Origin of the sequence: Vagococcus fluvialis bH819 (genome assembly GCF_900163795.1) — a bacterium.
Classification (GTDB): Bacteria; Bacillota; Bacilli; order Lactobacillales; family Vagococcaceae; genus Vagococcus; species Vagococcus fluvialis_A.
In genome coordinates this window covers 323,834-344,184 of sequence record NZ_FWFD01000003.1, presented here as the reverse complement: position 1 = coordinate 344,184, position 20,351 = coordinate 323,834, and the positions used below count along the sequence as shown (strand labels likewise).

General features: G+C 32.7%; 22 protein-coding genes and 1 CRISPR repeat array. Of the genes, 13 read left to right on the top strand and 9 right to left on the bottom strand.

Going from position 1 to position 20,351, the window contains the following annotated elements; genetic code table 11:
- From cas1 to FM121_RS14560, 5 genes are all read left to right on the top strand, one after another.
- Complete coding sequence (gene cas1 / locus FM121_RS01935) at positions 1-870, top strand: type II CRISPR-associated endonuclease Cas1 (RefSeq protein WP_179203774.1); 870 nt, start codon at positions 1-3, stop codon at positions 868-870.
- Complete coding sequence (gene cas2 / locus FM121_RS01930; protein WP_086950448.1) at positions 867-1,208, top strand: CRISPR-associated endonuclease Cas2; 342 nt, start codon at positions 867-869, stop codon at positions 1,206-1,208. Before cas1 ends, cas2 begins: the two co-directional genes overlap by 4 nt.
- Positions 1,198-1,854, top strand: a complete 657-nt coding sequence (csn2, locus tag FM121_RS01925; protein WP_086950473.1) for a type II-A CRISPR-associated protein Csn2 — start codon at positions 1,198-1,200, stop codon at positions 1,852-1,854. Before cas2 ends, csn2 begins: the two co-directional genes overlap by 11 nt.
- A gap of 118 nt (positions 1,855-1,972) precedes the next feature.
- Positions 1,973-5,108: direct repeats of the CRISPR family, unit length 36 nt; unit sequence GTTTTAGAGCTATGCTGTTTTGAATGCTTCCAAAAC.
- Positions 5,109-5,165: 57 nt separating this feature from the next.
- A complete protein-coding gene (locus FM121_RS14565) occupies positions 5,166-5,363 on the top strand; it encodes a hypothetical protein (RefSeq protein ID WP_218778610.1) in 198 nt (65 codons plus the stop codon).
- 15 nt (positions 5,364-5,378) lie between these two features.
- The gene (locus FM121_RS14560) at positions 5,379-5,759 is read left to right on the top strand and encodes a DUF2441 domain-containing protein (RefSeq protein ID WP_218778609.1); all 381 of its coding nucleotides are present in this window, start codon (positions 5,379-5,381) and stop codon (positions 5,757-5,759) included.
- Positions 5,760-5,985: 226 nt separating this feature from the next.
- Here the strand turns inward: FM121_RS14560 and FM121_RS01915 are convergent, their stop codons facing one another.
- A complete protein-coding gene (locus FM121_RS01915) occupies positions 5,986-6,408 on the bottom strand; it encodes an Rrf2 family transcriptional regulator (RefSeq protein ID WP_086950447.1) in 423 nt (140 codons plus the stop codon).
- Positions 6,409-6,439: 31 nt separating this feature from the next.
- On the bottom strand, positions 6,440-7,069 hold the full coding sequence (locus FM121_RS01910; RefSeq protein ID WP_086950446.1) for an NAD(P)-dependent oxidoreductase: 630 nt from the start codon (positions 7,067-7,069) through the stop codon (positions 6,440-6,442).
- A gap of 158 nt (positions 7,070-7,227) precedes the next feature.
- Here FM121_RS01910 and FM121_RS01905 point away from each other — a divergent pair, with 158 nt between their 5' ends.
- From FM121_RS01905 to FM121_RS01885, 5 genes are all read left to right on the top strand, one after another.
- Positions 7,228-7,911 carry a metal-dependent hydrolase gene (locus FM121_RS01905; RefSeq protein WP_086950445.1) on the top strand — a complete coding sequence of 228 codons (684 nt, stop codon included), beginning with the start codon at positions 7,228-7,230 and terminating at the stop codon, positions 7,909-7,911.
- Positions 7,912-7,958: 47 nt separating this feature from the next.
- On the top strand, positions 7,959-8,660 hold the full coding sequence (locus FM121_RS01900; protein ID WP_256958392.1) for an HAD family hydrolase: 702 nt from the start codon (positions 7,959-7,961) through the stop codon (positions 8,658-8,660).
- A 102-nt stretch (positions 8,661-8,762) separates the two neighbouring features.
- Complete coding sequence (locus FM121_RS01895) at positions 8,763-9,389, top strand: hypothetical protein (RefSeq protein WP_086950444.1); 627 nt, start codon at positions 8,763-8,765, stop codon at positions 9,387-9,389.
- A 30-nt stretch (positions 9,390-9,419) separates the two neighbouring features.
- Positions 9,420-10,196, top strand: coding sequence for a sulfite exporter TauE/SafE family protein (locus tag FM121_RS01890; RefSeq protein WP_086950443.1), 777 nt, complete (start codon positions 9,420-9,422; stop codon positions 10,194-10,196).
- Between the two features lie 24 nt (positions 10,197-10,220).
- Positions 10,221-11,063: a Cof-type HAD-IIB family hydrolase gene (locus tag FM121_RS01885; protein ID WP_086950442.1), complete on the top strand. Its 843-nt coding sequence runs from the start codon at positions 10,221-10,223 to the stop codon at positions 11,061-11,063.
- A gap of 80 nt (positions 11,064-11,143) precedes the next feature.
- On the opposite strand, the gene FM121_RS01880 is transcribed toward FM121_RS01885, so the two are convergent.
- The 6 genes from FM121_RS01880 to FM121_RS01855 form a co-directional block, all read right to left on the bottom strand.
- Entirely contained in the window at positions 11,144-11,416 is a 273-nt protein-coding gene (locus FM121_RS01880) for a hypothetical protein (protein ID WP_086950441.1), read from the bottom strand.
- Between the two features lie 75 nt (positions 11,417-11,491).
- A complete protein-coding gene (locus tag FM121_RS01875) occupies positions 11,492-12,343 on the bottom strand; it encodes an ABC transporter substrate-binding protein (RefSeq protein ID WP_086950440.1) in 852 nt (283 codons plus the stop codon).
- Positions 12,344-13,279 carry a prenyltransferase gene (locus FM121_RS01870; RefSeq protein WP_086950439.1) on the bottom strand — a complete coding sequence of 312 codons (936 nt, stop codon included), beginning with the start codon at positions 13,277-13,279 and terminating at the stop codon, positions 12,344-12,346.
- Positions 13,279-14,103 carry a carbohydrate ABC transporter permease gene (locus FM121_RS01865; RefSeq protein WP_256958391.1) on the bottom strand — a complete coding sequence of 275 codons (825 nt, stop codon included), beginning with the start codon at positions 14,101-14,103 and terminating at the stop codon, positions 13,279-13,281. Before FM121_RS01865 ends, FM121_RS01870 begins: the two co-directional genes overlap by 1 nt.
- Entirely contained in the window at positions 14,100-14,966 is an 867-nt protein-coding gene (locus FM121_RS01860; RefSeq protein ID WP_086950438.1) for a carbohydrate ABC transporter permease, read from the bottom strand. Before FM121_RS01860 ends, FM121_RS01865 begins: the two co-directional genes overlap by 4 nt.
- Complete coding sequence (locus FM121_RS01855) at positions 14,959-16,233, bottom strand: ABC transporter substrate-binding protein (protein ID WP_086950437.1); 1,275 nt, start codon at positions 16,231-16,233, stop codon at positions 14,959-14,961. Before FM121_RS01855 ends, FM121_RS01860 begins: the two co-directional genes overlap by 8 nt.
- A gap of 170 nt (positions 16,234-16,403) precedes the next feature.
- Between FM121_RS01855 and FM121_RS01850 the strand changes: the two genes are divergently transcribed.
- Positions 16,404-17,348 (top strand): RluA family pseudouridine synthase, encoded by a 945-nt coding sequence (locus FM121_RS01850; protein ID WP_086950436.1) that lies wholly within the window; start codon positions 16,404-16,406, stop codon positions 17,346-17,348.
- A 193-nt stretch (positions 17,349-17,541) separates the two neighbouring features.
- On the opposite strand, the gene FM121_RS01845 is transcribed toward FM121_RS01850, so the two are convergent.
- Positions 17,542-18,939 (bottom strand): C69 family dipeptidase, encoded by a 1,398-nt coding sequence (locus FM121_RS01845; RefSeq protein ID WP_086950435.1) that lies wholly within the window; start codon positions 18,937-18,939, stop codon positions 17,542-17,544.
- 148 nt (positions 18,940-19,087) lie between these two features.
- Between FM121_RS01845 and FM121_RS01840 the strand changes: the two genes are divergently transcribed.
- Positions 19,088-19,693, top strand: a complete 606-nt coding sequence (locus tag FM121_RS01840; RefSeq protein ID WP_086950434.1) for an ECF transporter S component — start codon at positions 19,088-19,090, stop codon at positions 19,691-19,693.
- Positions 19,694-19,797: 104 nt separating this feature from the next.
- The gene (locus FM121_RS01835; RefSeq protein WP_086950433.1) at positions 19,798-20,175 is read left to right on the top strand and encodes a RidA family protein; all 378 of its coding nucleotides are present in this window, start codon (positions 19,798-19,800) and stop codon (positions 20,173-20,175) included.
- The last annotated feature ends 176 nt before the right edge of the window (positions 20,176-20,351 follow it).

Below are 20,351 nucleotides of genomic sequence, written 5' to 3'. Positions count from 1 at the left end.
ATTATGGGATGGAGAACGTTGGTTATTAATAAGCATTCCAAAATATCTTACAAAAATAATCATTTAATATTTAAATCTATAGATCAATCTGAAATGATACATCTTTCTGAAATTGATATGTTGATTTTAGAAACAACAGATATTTCAATCACAACTATGTTGATTAAACGGTTGATAGATGAAAATATTTTAATATTATTTTGTGATGATAAAAGACTACCAATCGGAAAACTTTTACCATTTTATGCAAGGCATGACAGCAGTCTTCAATTAACTAAGCAAGTCAATTGGTCGGTTGATAGAAAAGCAATTGTATGGACAGAAATAATTAATCAAAAAATTAAAAACCAAAGTATTTATTTGGCAGCTTGTGATTTTAATGAAAAATCACAAGCCATTGCTAAATTGAAAAGTGAGCTGCAATTATTTGACCCAACTAATCGAGAAGGTCATGCGGCACGTATCTATTTTAATACTTTATTTGGAAATGATTTTACAAGGGAAGCTAACAATGATATTAATGCTGGATTAAATTATGGCTATACTTTATTACTTAGTATTTTTTCTAGAGAATTAGTTTTAACAGGTTGTATGACACAATTTGGTTTAAAACATGCTAATCAGTTTAATGACTTTAATTTAGCGAGTGATATTATGGAACCTTTCAGACCTATTGTGGATAATATAATTTACACTTATCGAGATACACCCTTTAGAACAATGAAAAAAAGGTTATTTGATATATTTTCAGATACTTATTCTTACAATGAGAAAGAAATGTACTTAACTAATATTGCAAGTGACTATACAAAAAAAGTGATAAAGGTTCTTAATGAAGAAACGGAAGGAGTTCCTGAGTTTAGGATATGAGTTATCGATATATGAGAATGTTAGTAATGTTTGATTTACCAACTGAATTGGCTGATGAAAGAAAAGCTTATCGTAAATTCAGAAAATTTTTATTGAATGAAGGCTTTATAATGCATCAATATTCGGTATATAGTAAAATTTTATTAAATGGAACGGCGAGCAAGGCAATGTTAGCTAGATTACAAAAAAATAATCCTCAAAAAGGATTAGTAACGATCTTAAATGTAACTGAGAAACAATTTTCCAAAATGGTTTATTTACATGGTGAAAAAGACTTAGCTATTGCTAATACAGATAATAGAGTTATTTTTTTGGGAGATGATTATTCTGAAGATTAATTTTTCATTGTTGGAAGAGTCCCTAACTATTGATAAGGCAACATTTTTAGTATTGGAAGAACCTCAAGCGTTTTCTAATTGTGTCAAACAAGTCTATCAATATTCAGAGGAAGGGATGTTTAAAATATTCAGTTCTACTTGTCAATCATTAAAGGAATCAGAGATAATGATAGTAACTGATATAATGGGGTTTGATGTTAATATTGCCAGTGTACTGAAGTTAATTTATGCAGATCTTGAAGATCAGTTAAATGAAAAACCAGAAATTAAGTCTAAGATAAACCAATTAACTTCAGAAATAAATGATATAATGAATTATGAGTTATTAGATCATGAGATTGATTTAGAAGAAGACGAAGAAATAACTTTTCAAGAATTATTTAAAGTTTTAGGCATAAGAATAGAGACTAAAAGTGATTCAATATTTGAAAGAGTAATTGAAATTGTTCAAATGTTTAAATATTTATCGAAAAAAAAGTTATTAATTTTAGTTAATGCTTCCTCTTACTTTACAGATAGAGAATTAGAAGAACTAATTGAGTATATATCTTTATTGCAAATTGATGTTTTATTTATTGAACCTAGAAAGAGAAAAGTAGTTTCTCAGTATGTGATCGATGAGGATTTTTTTGTTCAATTTGAATAAAGCAAGGGCCCTTTGATAATTTAATAAGTAATAATTAAAAGAAGTATTCAAACAAGATTCTTGCTATGGATGAGTAGTGCGATTACGAAATTTCGAGAGGGAAAAATTTTTCTACGAGGTTTTAGAGCTATGCTGTTTTGAATGCTTCCAAAACTGATTCTCAAATGCTAAAAGGAATACTTTAGTTTTAGAGCTATGCTGTTTTGAATGCTTCCAAAACTATAGATAAAAAGATTAAAAAGAAACAATAGTTTTAGAGCTATGCTGTTTTGAATGCTTCCAAAACGAGTAAAACTGAATTAACTCGGCAAACATAGTTTTAGAGCTATGCTGTTTTGAATGCTTCCAAAACAACGTCATATAAAATTATAGCTAGTTGAGAGTTTTAGAGCTATGCTGTTTTGAATGCTTCCAAAACTATGGAAAAAGCAGAAGGAACGACTAGTTAGTTTTAGAGCTATGCTGTTTTGAATGCTTCCAAAACGGTGGACCTTTTGTTGACGCGTTACGAAGTGTTTTAGAGCTATGCTGTTTTGAATGCTTCCAAAACATTGACGTATCAACTAAACAAGCACGTGCTGTTTTAGAGCTATGCTGTTTTGAATGCTTCCAAAACCTTATCAAATTACTTTGTCAGTTCGCTGCAGTTTTAGAGCTATGCTGTTTTGAATGCTTCCAAAACATACAAAACTAGTAATGCTACTAGTCAAGAGTTTTAGAGCTATGCTGTTTTGAATGCTTCCAAAACTGCGAATATTTTGAATGTTCAGTTTATGAGGTTTTAGAGCTATGCTGTTTTGAATGCTTCCAAAACGACGTAGTAAAAGAGTTAGCTCGAGGTATTGTTTTAGAGCTATGCTGTTTTGAATGCTTCCAAAACTCGAACGCTACCAAAATCTAGCGAGCCAATGTTTTAGAGCTATGCTGTTTTGAATGCTTCCAAAACAATGGTTGCTTTTGATGAACTTACCTCTTTGTTTTAGAGCTATGCTGTTTTGAATGCTTCCAAAACGTTTACAGTGGTATGATGATCTTTGTTTCCGTTTTAGAGCTATGCTGTTTTGAATGCTTCCAAAACTACTCTGTTTCTTTCGCATCCAATTCTTGTGTTTTAGAGCTATGCTGTTTTGAATGCTTCCAAAACAGAAGTTTCCTTCGGACTTTGCGGAATATAGTTTTAGAGCTATGCTGTTTTGAATGCTTCCAAAACCGGTAGTCTTGGTCTTTCCACCAATCAAGCGTTTTAGAGCTATGCTGTTTTGAATGCTTCCAAAACAGCAGAACAGACGACACGCTTACCGCTTGAGTTTTAGAGCTATGCTGTTTTGAATGCTTCCAAAACAGTCCTTTTCTAATACGTGCGTAAATAAACGTTTTAGAGCTATGCTGTTTTGAATGCTTCCAAAACTCAGATGAACTAATATTGTAATGTCTACCTGTTTTAGAGCTATGCTGTTTTGAATGCTTCCAAAACTCGTTACGTTGTAAAACTGCGTTTAATATTGTTTTAGAGCTATGCTGTTTTGAATGCTTCCAAAACCGACGTAGACGAACCATTGAACACTTTTATGTTTTAGAGCTATGCTGTTTTGAATGCTTCCAAAACTCGCTTCGGGAACGGTAAAAACTCGGTTAAGTTTTAGAGCTATGCTGTTTTGAATGCTTCCAAAACTTTTTCGGCGATACAACCGTCAAGCGGTAAGTTTTAGAGCTATGCTGTTTTGAATGCTTCCAAAACCGTCATAGCTGCGGCGGAAACGATAGACATGTTTTAGAGCTATGCTGTTTTGAATGCTTCCAAAACTTGATTTAAAAGCTAATGTGGAAGATACTAGTTTTAGAGCTATGCTGTTTTGAATGCTTCCAAAACTCGTTACGTTGTAAAACTGCATTTAATATTGTTTTAGAGCTATGCTGTTTTGAATGCTTCCAAAACACGTCCCATTTTTAAGTCAAAGTTTTCTCTGTTTTAGAGCTATGCTGTTTTGAATGCTTCCAAAACACCCAAATTGTTGTAACATGTCCACAAGCCGTTTTAGAGCTATGCTGTTTTGAATGCTTCCAAAACTATGTCTGAACCAAGTAAGTTAGTTGAAGCGTTTTAGAGCTATGCTGTTTTGAATGCTTCCAAAACAAAATAAAAAACCAACCCACAAAATTAGGTGTTTTAGAGCTATGCTGTTTTGAATGCTTCCAAAACTTTTTAAGTTCTTTGTACTCTTGATCTGATGTTTTAGAGCTATGCTGTTTTGAATGCTTCCAAAACATTTTCCATATAAAGAATTTAGCATTATTTGTTTTAGAGCTATGCTGTTTTGAATGCTTCCAAAACGGCAGCTCAATCAAGAGCCATGACAACGTTGTTTTAGAGCTATGCTGTTTTGAATGCTTCCAAAACTGTTTGCCATTTGGTAATTGGTAGGCTTCTGTTTTAGAGCTATGCTGTTTTGAATGCTTCCAAAACTTTAGGAAGCAGCTCATAGCCTTTCTTAAAGTTTTAGAGCTATGCTGTTTTGAATGCTTCCAAAACACGTCCCATTTTTAAGTCAAAGTTTTCTTTGTTTTAGAGCTATGCTGTTTTGAATGCTTCCAAAACTCTTGATAAACCTTTAGATATATTTTGCATGTTTTAGAGCTATGCTGTTTTGAATGCTTCCAAAACATTTGATTTCATAATGGTGTGCTTTTCTTCGTTTTAGAGCTATGCTGTTTTGAATGCTTCCAAAACTTTTGCCTTTTGAGGATTGCGAAAGTCTTGGTTTTAGAGCTATGCTGTTTTGAATGCTTCCAAAACAGTCTCATCTCACTGTATTTTGAATTGAATGTTTTAGAGCTATGCTGTTTTGAATGCTTCCAAAACAATCAAAAGTACCTCGCAACCCCCTATTTTGTTTTAGAGCTATGCTGTTTTGAATGCTTCCAAAACAGAAATGATATCCAATATGGTAACAGTGGTGTTTTAGAGCTATGCTGTTTTGAATGCTTCCAAAACAAGTCGAATTTGGATTCAGAGAGCTTTGAAGTTTTAGAGCTATGCTGTTTTGAATGCTTCCAAAACCATTTCTTCTGTTTCATTTGGGACATCATCGTTTTAGAGCTATGCTGTTTTGAATGCTTCCAAAACAACGAAGAAAAAGTTAGTAAGAGTGATGAAGTTTTAGAGCTATGCTATTTTGAATATTTCTAAAAAAGTGATGTATTTTCGTATGGTTTCTTCAGTTTTAGGGTTATGTTGTTTTGAATGCTACCAAAATTTAACTAAATGTAAAATTGAAGTATCTTTTATTTTCAAATAAAGGAGCTCTTAAATAATGAAAGAAAAATTTACGGTTTATCATATTGTTACAAGGAAAAAGATGTATATTGGTCAAATTTTTAATTTTGATAAAAATCAAAAAAATCAATTGTATCGTTTCTTTTTTGAAAAAGAACAATCTAATTCTAAAGAACAAAATTATATTCAAATTATTAATAATAATTATGTAAACGATGAAATTAATTTGAATTAAAAAGATACTAAAATTGTGTTAGATTATGTGGATCAAACAACAAGGGCTGTTAGAGAAACGATTGTTGAGATGGTGAGATTAGAAGCGTATCCAAGCTACCCATCCCGCTTGTCTTGTTTATATGCAACGAAAAATTATGAAGAGGCACTGCAATGGAAAACTATATTTGATTCTTATAACCGACACGTGTTACAAATAGTTAAATTGAAAGTGCAAGGTTTGATTTTTGAAGGAGATGGAAATCTCTTACCAAAAGAGGATGGACGATCATTTTCTAAAAAGATAGCACAAGCCAGAATTTATTGGCAAGGAAATAAGAAAAGTGAATTACCAGAGCTATTAGTTAATGGAAGAATAGAGGTAGTTGAGATGCTAGAAGAGTATCGTTATGAATGATAATTATTTTTTAGATGACATAAAATGTTGTTTTAGTCTATGAGTGAGCGTATAATGAAATAAAAAGGACTGATTTGAATGACTAGCAAAACAAAATTACTTTTTAAAAAAATGTTACTGGGAGGCACTCTTTTAGTACTAGGATATATGACTGCTATTCTAATTTCAAAATTTATTTTTCCTAGATAAAAACAAAAAAATCCCTACGTAAGTAAGGATTTTTTTGTTATTCTCTCGCACTTTCAATATCCCAAATCACATCAGACAAAGGCATTGTTCTTAAGGAGTTTTCCATCTCAATCCGAGCTATCTCGAATTTACTATCTAAAACTCGTTGAATTTGACTTCCGACTAAACAATTAGGGTGGGTATTTTTATGGATATTAAAGACATCCTGATCCCCATCAACTGCCATGTAAATATCATATAGAGATATTTCACGGGCATCTTTTGCGAGTCGATTGGCTTTCTTTCCTGGCTGACTTTCAAGAAGTCCCGCTTGTTTTAACTGACTCATAATCCGTCTGATGACCACTGGATTAGTGTTCACACTTTTTGAGATGTCGGTTGAAGTTGGTGTTGAAGAAGCTTCAATTTCTAATAAGCTTAAAATATGAACCGCCACACTTAATTTAGTGGACATTGCCATCTTACTAACCTCCTTCAATAATAGTCATTTATTAGTTTCTGACACTAACTCTTTTTTGATTATACTCAGATTGACTCATTAAATCAACTACAGCAATCGCATAATCTACGTAACTAATATAGCTATCACCTTTTTCATTTGTACTAAATTTTTCTCCAGCTAAAACATATTGCCCTGTTTTTTGACCTTCTGCATCAAACATCGCAGCAGGGCTAATGTATAACCAGTTCACATCTTTAACTTGACGTAAGTTTTCTAAAGCTTTTCCCATCGCAACAGCAAGTGGTTTGTAAGCATCAGGAAACTCAGCACCATCCATCAATTGAATTTTTTTGTCCATGTCCACATATAAACTACCAGCACCACCAACTATGAACAAACGAGTAGTAGTATCTTTTAATATACCAGTTAAATGAGTCAAACTCGTACTGTGTTGAGCCACGTTATCTCCCCAAGCAGCAAACGCATCGACGACCACATCAAAAGAACTTAAATCCTCAGTGGTTAAACTAAACAAATCTTTCTCAATAAAATTAACTGTCTTGTCGCTTAATTTTTCTTTATTCCTAACAATCGCAGTCACATCAAGTCCACGTGACACACTTTCATTTAAAATAGCCATTCCTGATTTTCCTGTTGCACCAATAATTCCAATTTTCATAATAAAACCTCCACTTAATTTTTAATGTAACTTTATTTGTTACATGTAATTTAATCCTTTTTTTATGCTTTGTCAATTGTTTAGTTTTTATAATTTTTGAGATATTAATTAAAACAAGGTAAACTGAAAGTAGTAAATAAATTGGCGGAGGTATGAAAATGAAAGTAAGTTATCATGGTCATTCAGTGGTGATGATCGAAACAAATACAGGTGAAAAAATAATCATTGATCCATTTTTAACAGGGAATCCATTAACTGATTTAGTGGTTGATCAGGTTAAAGTTGATTATATTTTAGTGACTCATGGGCATAATGATCATGTGGGTGATATGGTCAAACTCGCTCAAAATAATTCAGCAACAGTTATTTCGATTCCTGAAATAGCACACTTTGGACGAAAACATGGTATAAAAAATATTCATGAAATGAACATAGGTGGCTCCCATGATTTTTCTTTTGGACGAGTGAAAATGGTATTTGCCCAACATAGTTCGGGATATGATACTGGTGCAGAGATGATCTATATGGGAGAACCAGCTGGATTTGTATTAGTGGTGGATGGTGTGACTATTTATCACGCGGGGGACACGGCCTATTTTAGTGATTTAGAACTACTGAATGAGGATTTTGATATTGATTTAGCTTTTCTACCAATTGGAGATAATTTTACAATGGGAATCAAAGACGCAGTGAAAGCTCAAAATAAAATTCAAGCAAAAAAAGTAGTTCCAATGCATTATGATACGTTTCCTGTCATTGAACAAAATCCAGAAGAATTGGTTAGTCAGCTTGCTAATGGGGTGGGATATGTGATGAAAGTTGGGGAAGTGTTGGTGTATTAAAGTGATATGTTATAATACTATTACTAAAAAGAAAAAGAGGGAAGCAATTGAAATTAGTAATTTTTGATATGGATGGGTTGATGTTTGATACAGGCCGCCTTGCTTATCGTAACTACAGCGAAACAGCAAAAAAATATAACTTTGAACTACATCCAAATGTTTATTATCATTTAACGGGACGTAATGAAGCAGGATTTCGTCAGGCTTTAAAAGAATTGTATGGAAGTGAGCAACCTACAGATACTTGGCGTGATTTTATGACAGCCAATAAACTAGAAATCATTAAGACAGATCGTAGAGTTTTTAAGAAAAAAGGATTACTTGAATTGTTACAATTTCTGAAAGAGAACGGTTATTTAATCGCGGTAGCATCTTCATCAAAACGAGAAATCATCTCATTTTATATGGAAATTGAAGAAATGCCAGATTGTTTTGATACAATCGTCGCAGGAGATGAAGTGACAAAAGGTAAACCAAATCCTGAAATCTTCCTAAAAGCATGTGAGAAATTAAATATCGCACCAGAAGATGCTTTAGTTTTAGAAGACTCTCTTGTAGGTGTTGAAGCGGCTAATAAAGCTAATATTCCATGTTTCTTAATTGAAGACGATATTACAGATTTACCACCAATTGAAGGCGAATTTCCACTTAAGATTAAACTACCTGTTAATGAAGAACGAGCATTTCATCCAACAGAACAATTTAATGATTTATTAGAAGTGAGAGATTTTATTAAGAAAAATAAATAGATGTATTAAACCACTTTCTAGTAAAAAAGATAAGTGGTTTTTTGTTTAAATTCGCCAATTTTTTATCATTAAGTTACAATTAAATAAAAGGAGGTAATTTAGATGAATAAGTTAAAAATAAACAAGGACAAAATGAGATTAATCTTAATCAGTTCAGGTTCAACACTGGTCTTAATTGCTCTTCTTATTTTTATTAACAACCAATTTTTAGATCAAAAATTATTTCAATTCAATACTTCAGCACCGAAAAATAGTATCATACGAGTTAACTCAGAATTCGATGGTATGTTATTTTCGATGGAAGAAAAATTAAATTTTAATACTTCAGGCGATAAATTAGTTATTTATATGGAACATTATAAGAAGGATAAGCTAGTTGAGAAGGATGGGATATCTGTTATTTCAAGTAATAAAAAAGAAATAAAAGGAAATCTCATTTGGGGCATAGATTATAGTGATGATGAGTCGGAGTTAAAACTAGCAGTAAAAAAAGAAGGCGTAACCACGAATTTCTCTTATCAGATGAAGAAAGACGGAGCAGGGACTTCAAGTGGCTTGACTCAGAATAAAGTACGGTTGACGAAAGATAATCCAGTTATATTAGCAGCTTTTGCTAATGGAAAAGATGCTGCTTATGGACCAAATTTGGAATCTGGAAAATTAGATAAAGAAGCACTGAAGAAAAATGAAGATAGTTATGTTCTGTGGATGAAGATCGAAAATGATTAAAAGTTATAGTGTTGATTGGAGGTTAAGTTAATGATTGGTTGGATTTATTTTTTAATTATTGTGTGTGCTAACACAATAGGAGCCATTTCAGGAATGGGTGGTGGTGTTTTGATTAAACCACTATTTGATTTGATTGATGTTCATTCGGTTGCTGCGATTTCTTTTTATTCTAGCGTAGCTGTTTTAACTATGTCGGTGGTATCAACTTATAAACAAACAAAAAATGGGATAAAAATTAATTGGTCATTTGCACTACAAATTTCAGTTGGAGCTATGGTTGGGGGATTACTAGGAAATAATGTTTTTGAAAAAATATTGGCTTTATTTCCTACTGGTAGAGAAGTTCAGTTAATTCAAATCAGTTTAACGGTCGTAACACTTTTATTTTCTTTTCTTTACAGTAAAAAAATATGGCAAAATTTTACATTTGATTCATATTTTTTGAAAATTATCTCAGGGCTGTTACTTGGTTTTTTAGCTAGTCTTTTAGGTATCGGTGGAGGACCAATTAATGTGGCTCTTTTAATGTTATTATTTAATATTCCGATTAAAGAAGCGACTGTTTATTCCATTATCAGTATCTTTTTTTCTCAGTTATCAAAAGTAACAACCATCTTTTTTACTGTTGATTTGAATCGCTATGATTTAACAATTCTTTATTATGTAATTCCTGCTGCAATTATAGGAGGTTTTTTAGGTTCATTTATAAGTGGAAAAGTGACAGATAAACGAGTTAATCAGATTTATCAAGTGGTGATCATACTGGTCTTAATCATTAACATGTACAATGGCTGGAGCGTATATTAATAATATAAGGAAGGAATTTTAAAAATGACAAAAATAGCTTTTTTTGATGTGGATGGAACCTTGTGTAATAGTAGTGGGGAAGTACTTGAATCGAGTGTAACCGCTATTCGTAAATTTAGAGAAGCTGGAAATTTAGCTTATATCTGTACGGGACGTTCTAAACCGGAAATAATAGATAGTATTCTAGAAGTGGGATTTGATGGGATTATTGGTGCTGGTGGAGGATATATTGTCATTGATGAGCAAGTTGTTAGTCATAAAAGGCTACCTAAAGAAGCAGTTTTAGAGATTATTAATTTCTTTGGAAAACATGATGTGGGGTATTACTTGGAATCTAATGATGGTTTGTTTGGTAGTGAAAATTGTGAACGCAAAATTAAAGAAGAAGTTAAAAAGATTTCCGATAAAGACGGTACATCCTTTGATGAAATGAGCGTAAAAATGCAATGGTTCTTTGATTTAACAAATAATTATGATAATGATCAAGTGGATCATGGCAATGTGAATAAGATTTCCTTTATTAACAATACGATTCCTTTTAAAGAAATTGATGCTAAATTCGGTGAGGAGTTCCATATGTATCATTCAACCGTTCATTTGTTTGGACCTGAAAGTGGTGAAATTGCGGTTAAGGGCATTGATAAACAAAACGCTGTTAACTTTGTTTTAAATTACTTGAATCTAACGAAAGACGATGCGATTGCTTTTGGAGATGGAGACAATGACTTAGCGATGTTTGAAGCAGTAGGGTATAAAATTGCTATGGCAAACGCGACAGACAATTTAAAGGCCGTAGCTGACGAAATAACAGCCGATGCAGATGAGGACGGCATTGCATTTAGTTTAGAACAAAAACGCTGGGAATAACATAGTATCAAAAACATCTCACCCAAAATTTTCGGGTGAGATGTTTTTGATGTCGACATTTTTCAAGAAAACTATCATTACTAAGAGATTATAAAATGATACAAAGATAAACCTAAAAATAAAATTGCCAATATTAAAGAGATTATAGCAGTTATTTTCCCCATATTTTTATCCCATTGACTTGGATTTTGACTATTCAAAACAAGATTGGCAAGTTCCAAATTTTTTTTAATTCCAATATCGTAAAAAGCAAACAAACAAGCAAGACCTATAATTAAGTTTATAAGATAATTTGGTAAAGGGCTGATAACAGCACCAATAATAATAAGACTGATAGGAATACTTTTTTTCATGCTAACATCTCCTGTCTAATATACTTACGCTAAGTATACTCTAATAGACAGGAGATAAAAAGATGTTTTTGATGTTCAACCAAACGTCTTAAATATTCCCTTAGTGGGAGATATTTTACCATTGATTTCTTGATTTTTAAATAACCATTCTTGTAGTAACATAAAATCTAGTTCAGAATAATTACGTTGTTCTTCGTAATTAAAGTCAGCGAAAGCTTGCGCTTTTTCTATCGGAAGATGGCAATAATTAGTCAATAGATTTATTTTTTCTTCAGAAGTTTGATGATTGAAATATGACTGTGCTTCTTCTAAAGCTAAATGGAAATTTTTAACATCTTCTGGGTTCTCTTTAACAAAATTAGCGTCAAAACACCACATCACATAACAGGCATCTAATTCATTAGAATGCCAGATAACCTCTGTATCAGGAATAGCTAAAACTTCTGAGATAAAAGGATCAATCGCAACAAGGCCATCAATTTGGTGAGCTTTCAATTTTTCCATTCTCTCGTAAGTGTTGTTGATATAAACATAACTGGTTTTAGGTAGTACGTCATACAGGTAAGTTTCTGCAAAAAATCGAAAAAGTCCTGTTCTGTTAATGCCAACTCTAAAATCAGTTAAGTATTTTGAGTTTTCATAACCTGCTAGTTGAATGGTGCGAGTTAAAGTAGAAGTAATCACAGCATCTTTTCCATCTTTTAGGTAGTAAAAGAAGAAAGTAGTATCTCCCATTTGAGCATCAACTTCTCCATTTAAAAAAGCGGCTTTACCTTGAAAAATAAAGTCATCTGCTAATTCTAATGTCACATCGACATCATGTTTTTCAAAAAATCCCAGTTCTTTTGCTAATATAACTGGTAGAACTAATGGATTAATCCGATTTTGTTGTAATCTAATGGTTGCGATAATAAACCATCCTTTCAATTAAGTTGCAATAAAAAATAAAAGAGCCATGGTAGTATGAAATGCTCGAATTAAAAGCAGCGGTCTAGGACCGAAATCTCGCCCCATCTCTGGATAAACAGTTTGAATTTTTAAGTAGTCTTTAAGCCATCTTAGATAACCTTCGATAAAGAAAATTAAAAAACCGATTAAGGCTTGCCACCAAGTTAAGTCCGTTAAACTTAAATAAAGCCATGCCGTTAATACTAAGATACTTTCAGGTATCATTATCAAAATAGAGTTTCTAAAACCAATAATATGGGGAAAAGTAACTCTGATTCCTTGATCTTTTTCATAGTCACCAGTATTATTGGTAGACATTAAAAAGACGGTTAACATCATGCAAATAAAAGCATAGATGAAAGCAGAAGTATTAAGCCAACCTGTTTGAAGCCAAAATGCGACAAGGGAGCTTAAACCACCTACTAAGAGTCCTGATACAAATTCTCCAATTGGTAAGACAATATACGGAGAGGGACCTAAAGAATAGCAGAGAGCAGCCAGTAACCCTAAACAGCCCATTAGTAAAAGTGCCACACTATTTGTTAAGTAGACAAGTAAAAGACCTGTTAGACCACCTAGCGCAATCCAAGCTAATAAGACAAGGCAAGCATCTAAAAAAGTAGCGTCTCCTCTGACAAGTCCTTCACTTCCTAAATGTCCAGTAAACGTATTTTCATCTTCTTCCTGCTTGAGATAAGCCCGAATTTCATTTGCCACATTAGCGACAATATTAAATGAAAACCCACAGATAAAGAAAAGGCCAAGATAAAGCCAGTTGAGTTTACCTGTTAAGTAAGCTGCAAAAAGACTAGAACTTAGAATAGGTAGCCCAGTAGCAAAACCTGTCCGAAGCTCCATTACGGTATAGGCTCTAAAAGGAAAGCCGAGTGCCCATTTAAATAATTTTTTAATCATTATTGTTTAATACTCCCTTGTGATAACCCTTTTTCGATTTGTTTTTGTAGAATGAGATAAATAATAAGCATGGGAATCATGCTTATCAAAATAAAAGCACAAATTAAAGGCCAGTTAGTTTGCGAAGGTCCAACGAAACGAAAGATACCTGTAGAAATCGTTGGTAAATCACTACTTGGCATGTATAAGTACGGAATATAAAAATCATTATAAATACTTAACATTTTTAACAAGGCGACAGTCGTTGTTGCAGGTGTCAATAAAGGTAAAATAACGTGCCAGTAGATTTTAAAAAATGAAGCACCATCCATCATAGCTGCCTGATCGAGTTCAAGTGGAAGTTGTTCCATGTTTTGTAAATAAATAAAGATCATCGTTACATCGGCTCCAATGTATAAAATAATAGGTGCCCAAATAGTATTGTAGAGATGTAGTGTTGTCATGATATTAAAGGTTCCGACTTGTGTGATGACCATGGGAACAGCTGAAACTAAAAAATAAGAAAGTAATAATAACTTCCGACCTTTAAAACGGAAACGGTGATAAACATAAGCAACCATTGAACCAATAAAAATACTCATCATCACACTCATAAGAATAATTAAAAAGGTAATGATAAAACTTTTAACGAGTTGACCTTCTTTTAAGGCGGTTACGTAGTTATCAAAATAAAGAAAACTATTAGGTAGTCGTAATCCTTGAGAACTTGAAAATTCTTCAAGGGACATAAAGGAGCCAAATAATAGAATGCCCAATGGAAATAAAATAATTATGGTCCAAAGAATAAGAGAGGTATATTTTAGAAAGGAAAAAGTTGTTTTCACTTTTTATGACCTCCTTTATTTTTACTGTAATGTAACAGGCTACTGAGTAGGACGATCATCAGCGTGATACAAACTGATAGTCCAGATGCTAAACCGTATTTTTTTTGTTCAAAAGCAAGTTTCATGGTTTGAACGACAATCGTTGTGGAACCGTTAGAGCCATTGGTTAAAATAAAAGGAATATCAAAAACAGAGATGACACCTATTATTAATAGTAATGAATTTAAATAAATGACTTTTATTGTTTGAGGAATAGTAATCCATCTTGTTTTTTGCCAAAGCGAGGCTCCTTCAAGTAAACAAACATCATTGTACTCACGAGGAATACTTTGAATAGCACCGTAATATAAAATAAAACTGATACCTAAATTACGCCATAGAGAAATACTAGCTAGCGTAATATTAACTTGATCAGGATTACCTAACCAAAAAGTAATCCATTGATCTAAGTGTAAAAAACTAAGCAGCTGATCAAAAGCGCCATTTGGACTAAAAAATAAACGAAAAATCATGGCAACAGCCATACTACTAATCAGTGAAGGCAAAAGAAAAAGACTTTTAAAAAAGTTCTTTCCTTTTGTTTTTTCTGATAGAATCACTGCAAAATAATATGCAATGATCATTTGTAAAATACCTGAAACAAGGTAATAGGTATTAACTCGTAAAGCTTGCCAGTACACAGGATTTTTAACAAGGGTAGTGTAGTTGTCTAGACCTACCCATTCAAAGGTTGTTCCCATACCGTTCCACGAAGTAAAACTAATGACGATAAAATTAATAATGGGAAGAATCCCGAAGATAACTAACAATAAAATAGGAAGGCTTAAAAAAATAATAATCTGTTTATTATGATTCTTAGTCATGATTTTTAGCAGCTGTGGTCCATTTTTCAGATAGTTCTTTAGTATAGTCATCATAACTTATATTTTTATCAGGATATAAACCAATATTAATCACTTGTTGTAAGACGTCAGTTAGGCGAGTGATACCAACTTCATCAGCAATTTTAGCATAAGTAGCATTAGTTTCAGGTGTTTCTTTGGCTACAGTTAAGACAACATGACTATTATCCATTAATTTTTGCTGCTCGTTCGAAACATCTGCTTTCGTATTAGAAATACCATTTAAATCTTTAGTGTAACCACTGTCATTTGAAACGAAGAAATCAACAAAAGCCTCCGCTGTTTTTTTGTTTTTTGAGTTTTTATTGACACCAATAACAGAAGGAGCACCAATAGGAAAACTCGTTTTACCTTTTGTTTCGACAGGAAAATTCATCATTTGAATGGGGTCTTTTGTCATTTTCTGAATACCAGTAACTTCTTGAGAACCATGCATCAGCATACCTATTTTTCCATCAGCTAGGTCTTTAAAAGCGGTTTGTCCATCTAAGGTCATTGGGTCTTTTTCGATTAAACCTTTTGAGGCCATTTCATAGAATAAATCCATGACTTCACGAATAGGCATTCCTTCTTGAAAGGCATCCCCTGATTTTAATGTATCAGATTTAAACTGTTCACCACCAAAGGAAGTTAGAGCACCTGCCCAAATAGCAACCGCTTGGTAGTTAGAGTAAAAAGGAGTCGCTCCGGTTTTTGCTTTAATTAATTCTAAATCTTTGATAAAAGCCTCTGTTGTAGTAGGGACTTCTGAAATACCAGCTTCTTTAAGAACTTTTTCATTATAGATAATGCCTAATGTATTAAGTGCTACAGGTAAACCGTAGACTTCTTCTTTATAGTCAGCTTCATAGACATCAAGATATTTTTTTTCTAATTCTTTTGTTGTTCCTAAAGATTCAAAATAATCAGGATAGTTACTGCGATTGCCAGCCATTGAGAAAGGAATAAATAGAGCATCTCCGTAATCTCCACCATTTAGACGTGTTGTTACTGTTTTATCGTAATCAGCAATATTTTCGAATTTAACTTTTGTTACATCAGGATATTTTTTTATAAATTCCTTTTCGACCTGTTTAAAAATGTCATCACCGTCAGTACGGTTGGTTAAAACAGTGATTTCGCCACTAACAGTGTCATTGTCTTTTTTTGCTTCATCGTTACTACTTGAACAACCAGCAAGTAAAAATGTAGCTGCGACTGTTCCGAAGATGATTTTTTTTAATTTCATTTGAACGTTCCCCTTTTTCCTATATAAATTATTCACGAAATCAATTATAACAAAAATAGCAACTTAATCAAAAAAAGCTTCAGGTAAAATTTATGGTTTCTCATGTTTTTTAGTCTAAAACATGGTAAAGTAAGGAAAAGAAAAATAAAGATGATTAGGAAGAATAAAAAATGCCTAAAAAACAAAAAACACCAAAAACACCAAGAACACCAAAAAAAGATAATCAACCTGTAAGAGCTAGTCACTATATAATTGAAGAATCGATTGAATTATTACCATTCTTAATTAAAACACTGAATAAAATGAGTCGTAATTCAGTTAAATCAATCATGACACGTGGACAAGTAACTGTAGATGGAAAAATTGTGACACAACATAATCAAGAATTAAAACCAGGTCAAAAAGTTGTGATTCAAGATAATAAAGCCGCTATAAAAGAAATTGCATTAATGGGTATCGAAATTATCCATGAAGACGATGATATCATTGTGATTGAAAAAGAAGAAGGCATGTTATCGGTAGCAACACAACAAGGATACGATGTAACAGCGTATAGCCAATTGAAACAGTATGTTAAGCAAGAAAATCCACAAAATCGGGTTTATATTGTTCACCGTTTAGACAGAGAAACATCAGGCTTAATGATTTTTGCTAAAAATGAAAAAACAAAACTAATTCTTCAAGAAAATTGGAAAGATTTAGTAAGTGAAAGATTGTATACTGCGTTAGTAGAAGGAAATGTAAAAAAAGAAAAAGAGACAATTACTTCTTGGCTAACAGAAAGTAAGGCTTTTAAAATTCATTCTTGTCCTTTTGATAATGGTGGTAAAAAAGCAGTTACTCATTATAAAAAAATAAGAGACAACCAAAATTATTCATTACTTGAAGTTCAACTTGATACAGGAAGAAAAAATCAAATTCGTGTTCATATGGCAGAAATTGGACATCCGGTTGTAGGAGATAAAAAATATGGTGCCAAAGGTAATCCAATGAAACGATTAGGACTACATGCAACAACTTTAGGCTTTACACACCCAACAACAGGCAAAAAAATGCGTTTTACAACAAAAGTTCCTAAGAAGTTTTCATTACAATTGAAAGAAAAGAAAAAATAAAAAAAATGGATGGTCAAAAGTCGTTTTACTCCAGTTACTTGGAGTCAAGCGCCCTTTTCACCACCTTTTTTTTAGTCGGGAATAAAAAATCTACTCCTACGATAACTTCAGAAATTTCAAACAATCCAAAGACAAGGATTGTTTGAGATTCCTTCCAGTTGCTTGGAGTTAAGCGCCTTTTTCACCACCTTATTTAGTCTGCTAAATTAAATTTTAGTGTCATTTTTTTTGAGCCTGTGTTAACCATATCGCCTAAAAGCTCTGTGGCTCTTTCTAAGTAGAGTTCAGCCATTTGAGCGTTAGCTGTTTCTAAGTTTTTTATAGTTATTTCGTTAGCCATTATTTTTTGATCTGTTTTAAGCTGGATAGATCGGCATTGTGCCATAATATCTTGTTCAAAATTTTCATGAAGACTACTATATAAATCAAAATTAGTATCACCTAAAAGCGCAATCGTACGGTTTAACCAATAAATAGATTGTGGTTGATAATGACTGGTTGTTTCTTTAAAAGAAGTAGGTGTATCTGTAATATTAGCGTAAAAAGGAACGATAGCATTAAAGGTATTAGGGCCAAATGCTAGCCAATGAATTCCCGCAATATTATCTGGTACGTGATTTCTAATTTGTAAAAGATGGACTTCGAGATTACGATTTAAACCAATAGAACGATATTTTTTTGAAACATCATTTTCAACATAAGGATCAAACTGAGTATTTTCATAATGAGAGCTGAGACACCATTTAATATCTTCAATTGATATTTTGCGACTTGGGCGAATAGTAAATGGTAAGTCGAATGATTCAATGTCTTGTATTATTTCTGGATTAAAATAGTTCTGAACAAACCATGCTCTCGGAGTGTTGTATTGAGTATCTTTAATGGTTCTACTGCCAAATATGTGACGCAAATTAGTTCCTTCATAGTCAGGATTAAGATGATGCGTTTTGATGAGTTCAGCTAATCCTTCTGAATAAAGTGTATCTTCTGAGTTAAAATCAAACTGGTCGATATTGAATTGATTAGGAGCAATCACGTAAGCATCGTCAGGTATTTTTATTGCTGCCCAGTGATGTCCACCAATTGTTTCCAAATACCAAATATCATTTTTATCAGAAAAGGCAATGCCATTAGATTCATAAGTCCCATAATTTTCAAGAAGCTTACCTAGTCTAAGAACGCCTTCTTTGGCTGATTGAATATAAGGTAAGACGATCGTTACGAAGTCAGCTTCGCCAAGTCCAGTTTCAACCAAAGGATCAATACCCAGAATTCTTGAATTAGTCGTACTTGTTTCAGTAGCTGTCATGGCAACATTCAAGCTATTGATACCTGCACCAGCAAAGGTTCCATAAGAGTCATCCACGTCAGGCGTACTAGTATAGGACAAACCTGTTTCAGGAAGAGGAACAGTTACTTGATTAACCTTTGAAATATAGGTTGTCGGCTGGTGTTCAGGCATTATCACAACAAATTTTTGTGGATTCGCTGAATCACTACCGTCTTCATTTCTAGCAATAATGGTTGAGCCGTCCATAGAAGCGTTTTTTCCTACTAAAATGGTTGTACAAAAGCGTGGTGTTTTTTTCATAAATAGCTGCTCCTTTACTTAATGGTTTAATTAAATTAAGTATACAGCTAAAGAAATAGCTTGTCATCTTGCGTCTCATAAATCAAACGATAGAAATTTTCAGAATAACATGCTATTATAATTAAAATTTGGAAAAGAGGTTGTTGTTTTGAAAAATAATAGTAAAGCCTATCGTTTAACAATTCGTGGTATTTTAATTGCCATTATTATGGTTCAGTCGATGGTACCATTTTTAGGATATATTCCACTCTTTGCAACGAGTTTAACCATTATTCACATTACAGTCATCGTGGCAGCTATCACATTAGGAACGAAAGATGGTATGTTGATTGGTTTGATTTGGGGACTTTTGACCATGTTTAGAGCGTGGACCATGCCAACAACTCCAATGGATACATTGATTTTTACAAATCCAGTTATCTCTGTTTTACCAAGAGTCTTAGTAGGTTTTGTAGCAGGTTTTTTATTTTCATTTCTATATAAAAAAACCAAAAAAATGTCTGTCTCTACTGTTATTTCCGCAGCTTTGGCTTCATTAACTAACACTGTTCTTGTACTGGGATTAATGGGATTTTTATACACTGGACCAGTTGCTGAGGCTTATAAAACAACTTCTTCTGGGCTTTGGACGGTTCTTTTAGTTGTTGTAGGAACAAATGGCGTTCCAGAGATGATTGCAGCAATGGTGATCACTCCCTTAATTGTGAAAGCGATATTTACAGCAACTAGTTTAATACCAGGTGAAAATAAGTAAAAGTAAGACTTTTTTAAATAAAATATAAGAGAACAGCTGTTGTTAGTTAAAAACTTCTATGTTACGATTTATTTGAGAATTAAAATGAAAGTAGGGAAAATAAAATGAAAGAACAAGTTGCAACTATTAAAGCGCCACAAGCAATTGGACCATACTCACAAGGAGTTAAAGCTTCAGGGGATATGTTGTTTGTTTCAGGTCAATTACCAATTAATGCTGTAAATGGAGAAATGCCAAATGACGTATTAGAACAAACGAAACAAAGTTTAACAAACCTTAAAGCAATTGTAGAAGAATCTGGTGCATCAATGGAGAATATTGTCAAAACAACAATTTTTCTAGCTGATATGAATGATTTTACCGTTGTTAATGAAGTCTATGGTTCATTTTTTGAAGAACCTTTTCCAAGTCGTAGTACAATTGAAGTTGCTAGATTACCTAAAGATGCAAAGGTTGAAATTGAAGCGATTGTTGTTAAATAAAAATAATGTAAATTAAACTAAAAAAGACAAAATCATCGGTTGATGGTTTTGTCTTTTTTTTATTTATTACCAATATAAAATGTTTATTTTATATTGGTAATAAATAGTTTGTTTTAATTTTATAGATATTGTCTTTTGTTAAGACAAGACTCTCTAAAAAGAATATTTATTTTTGG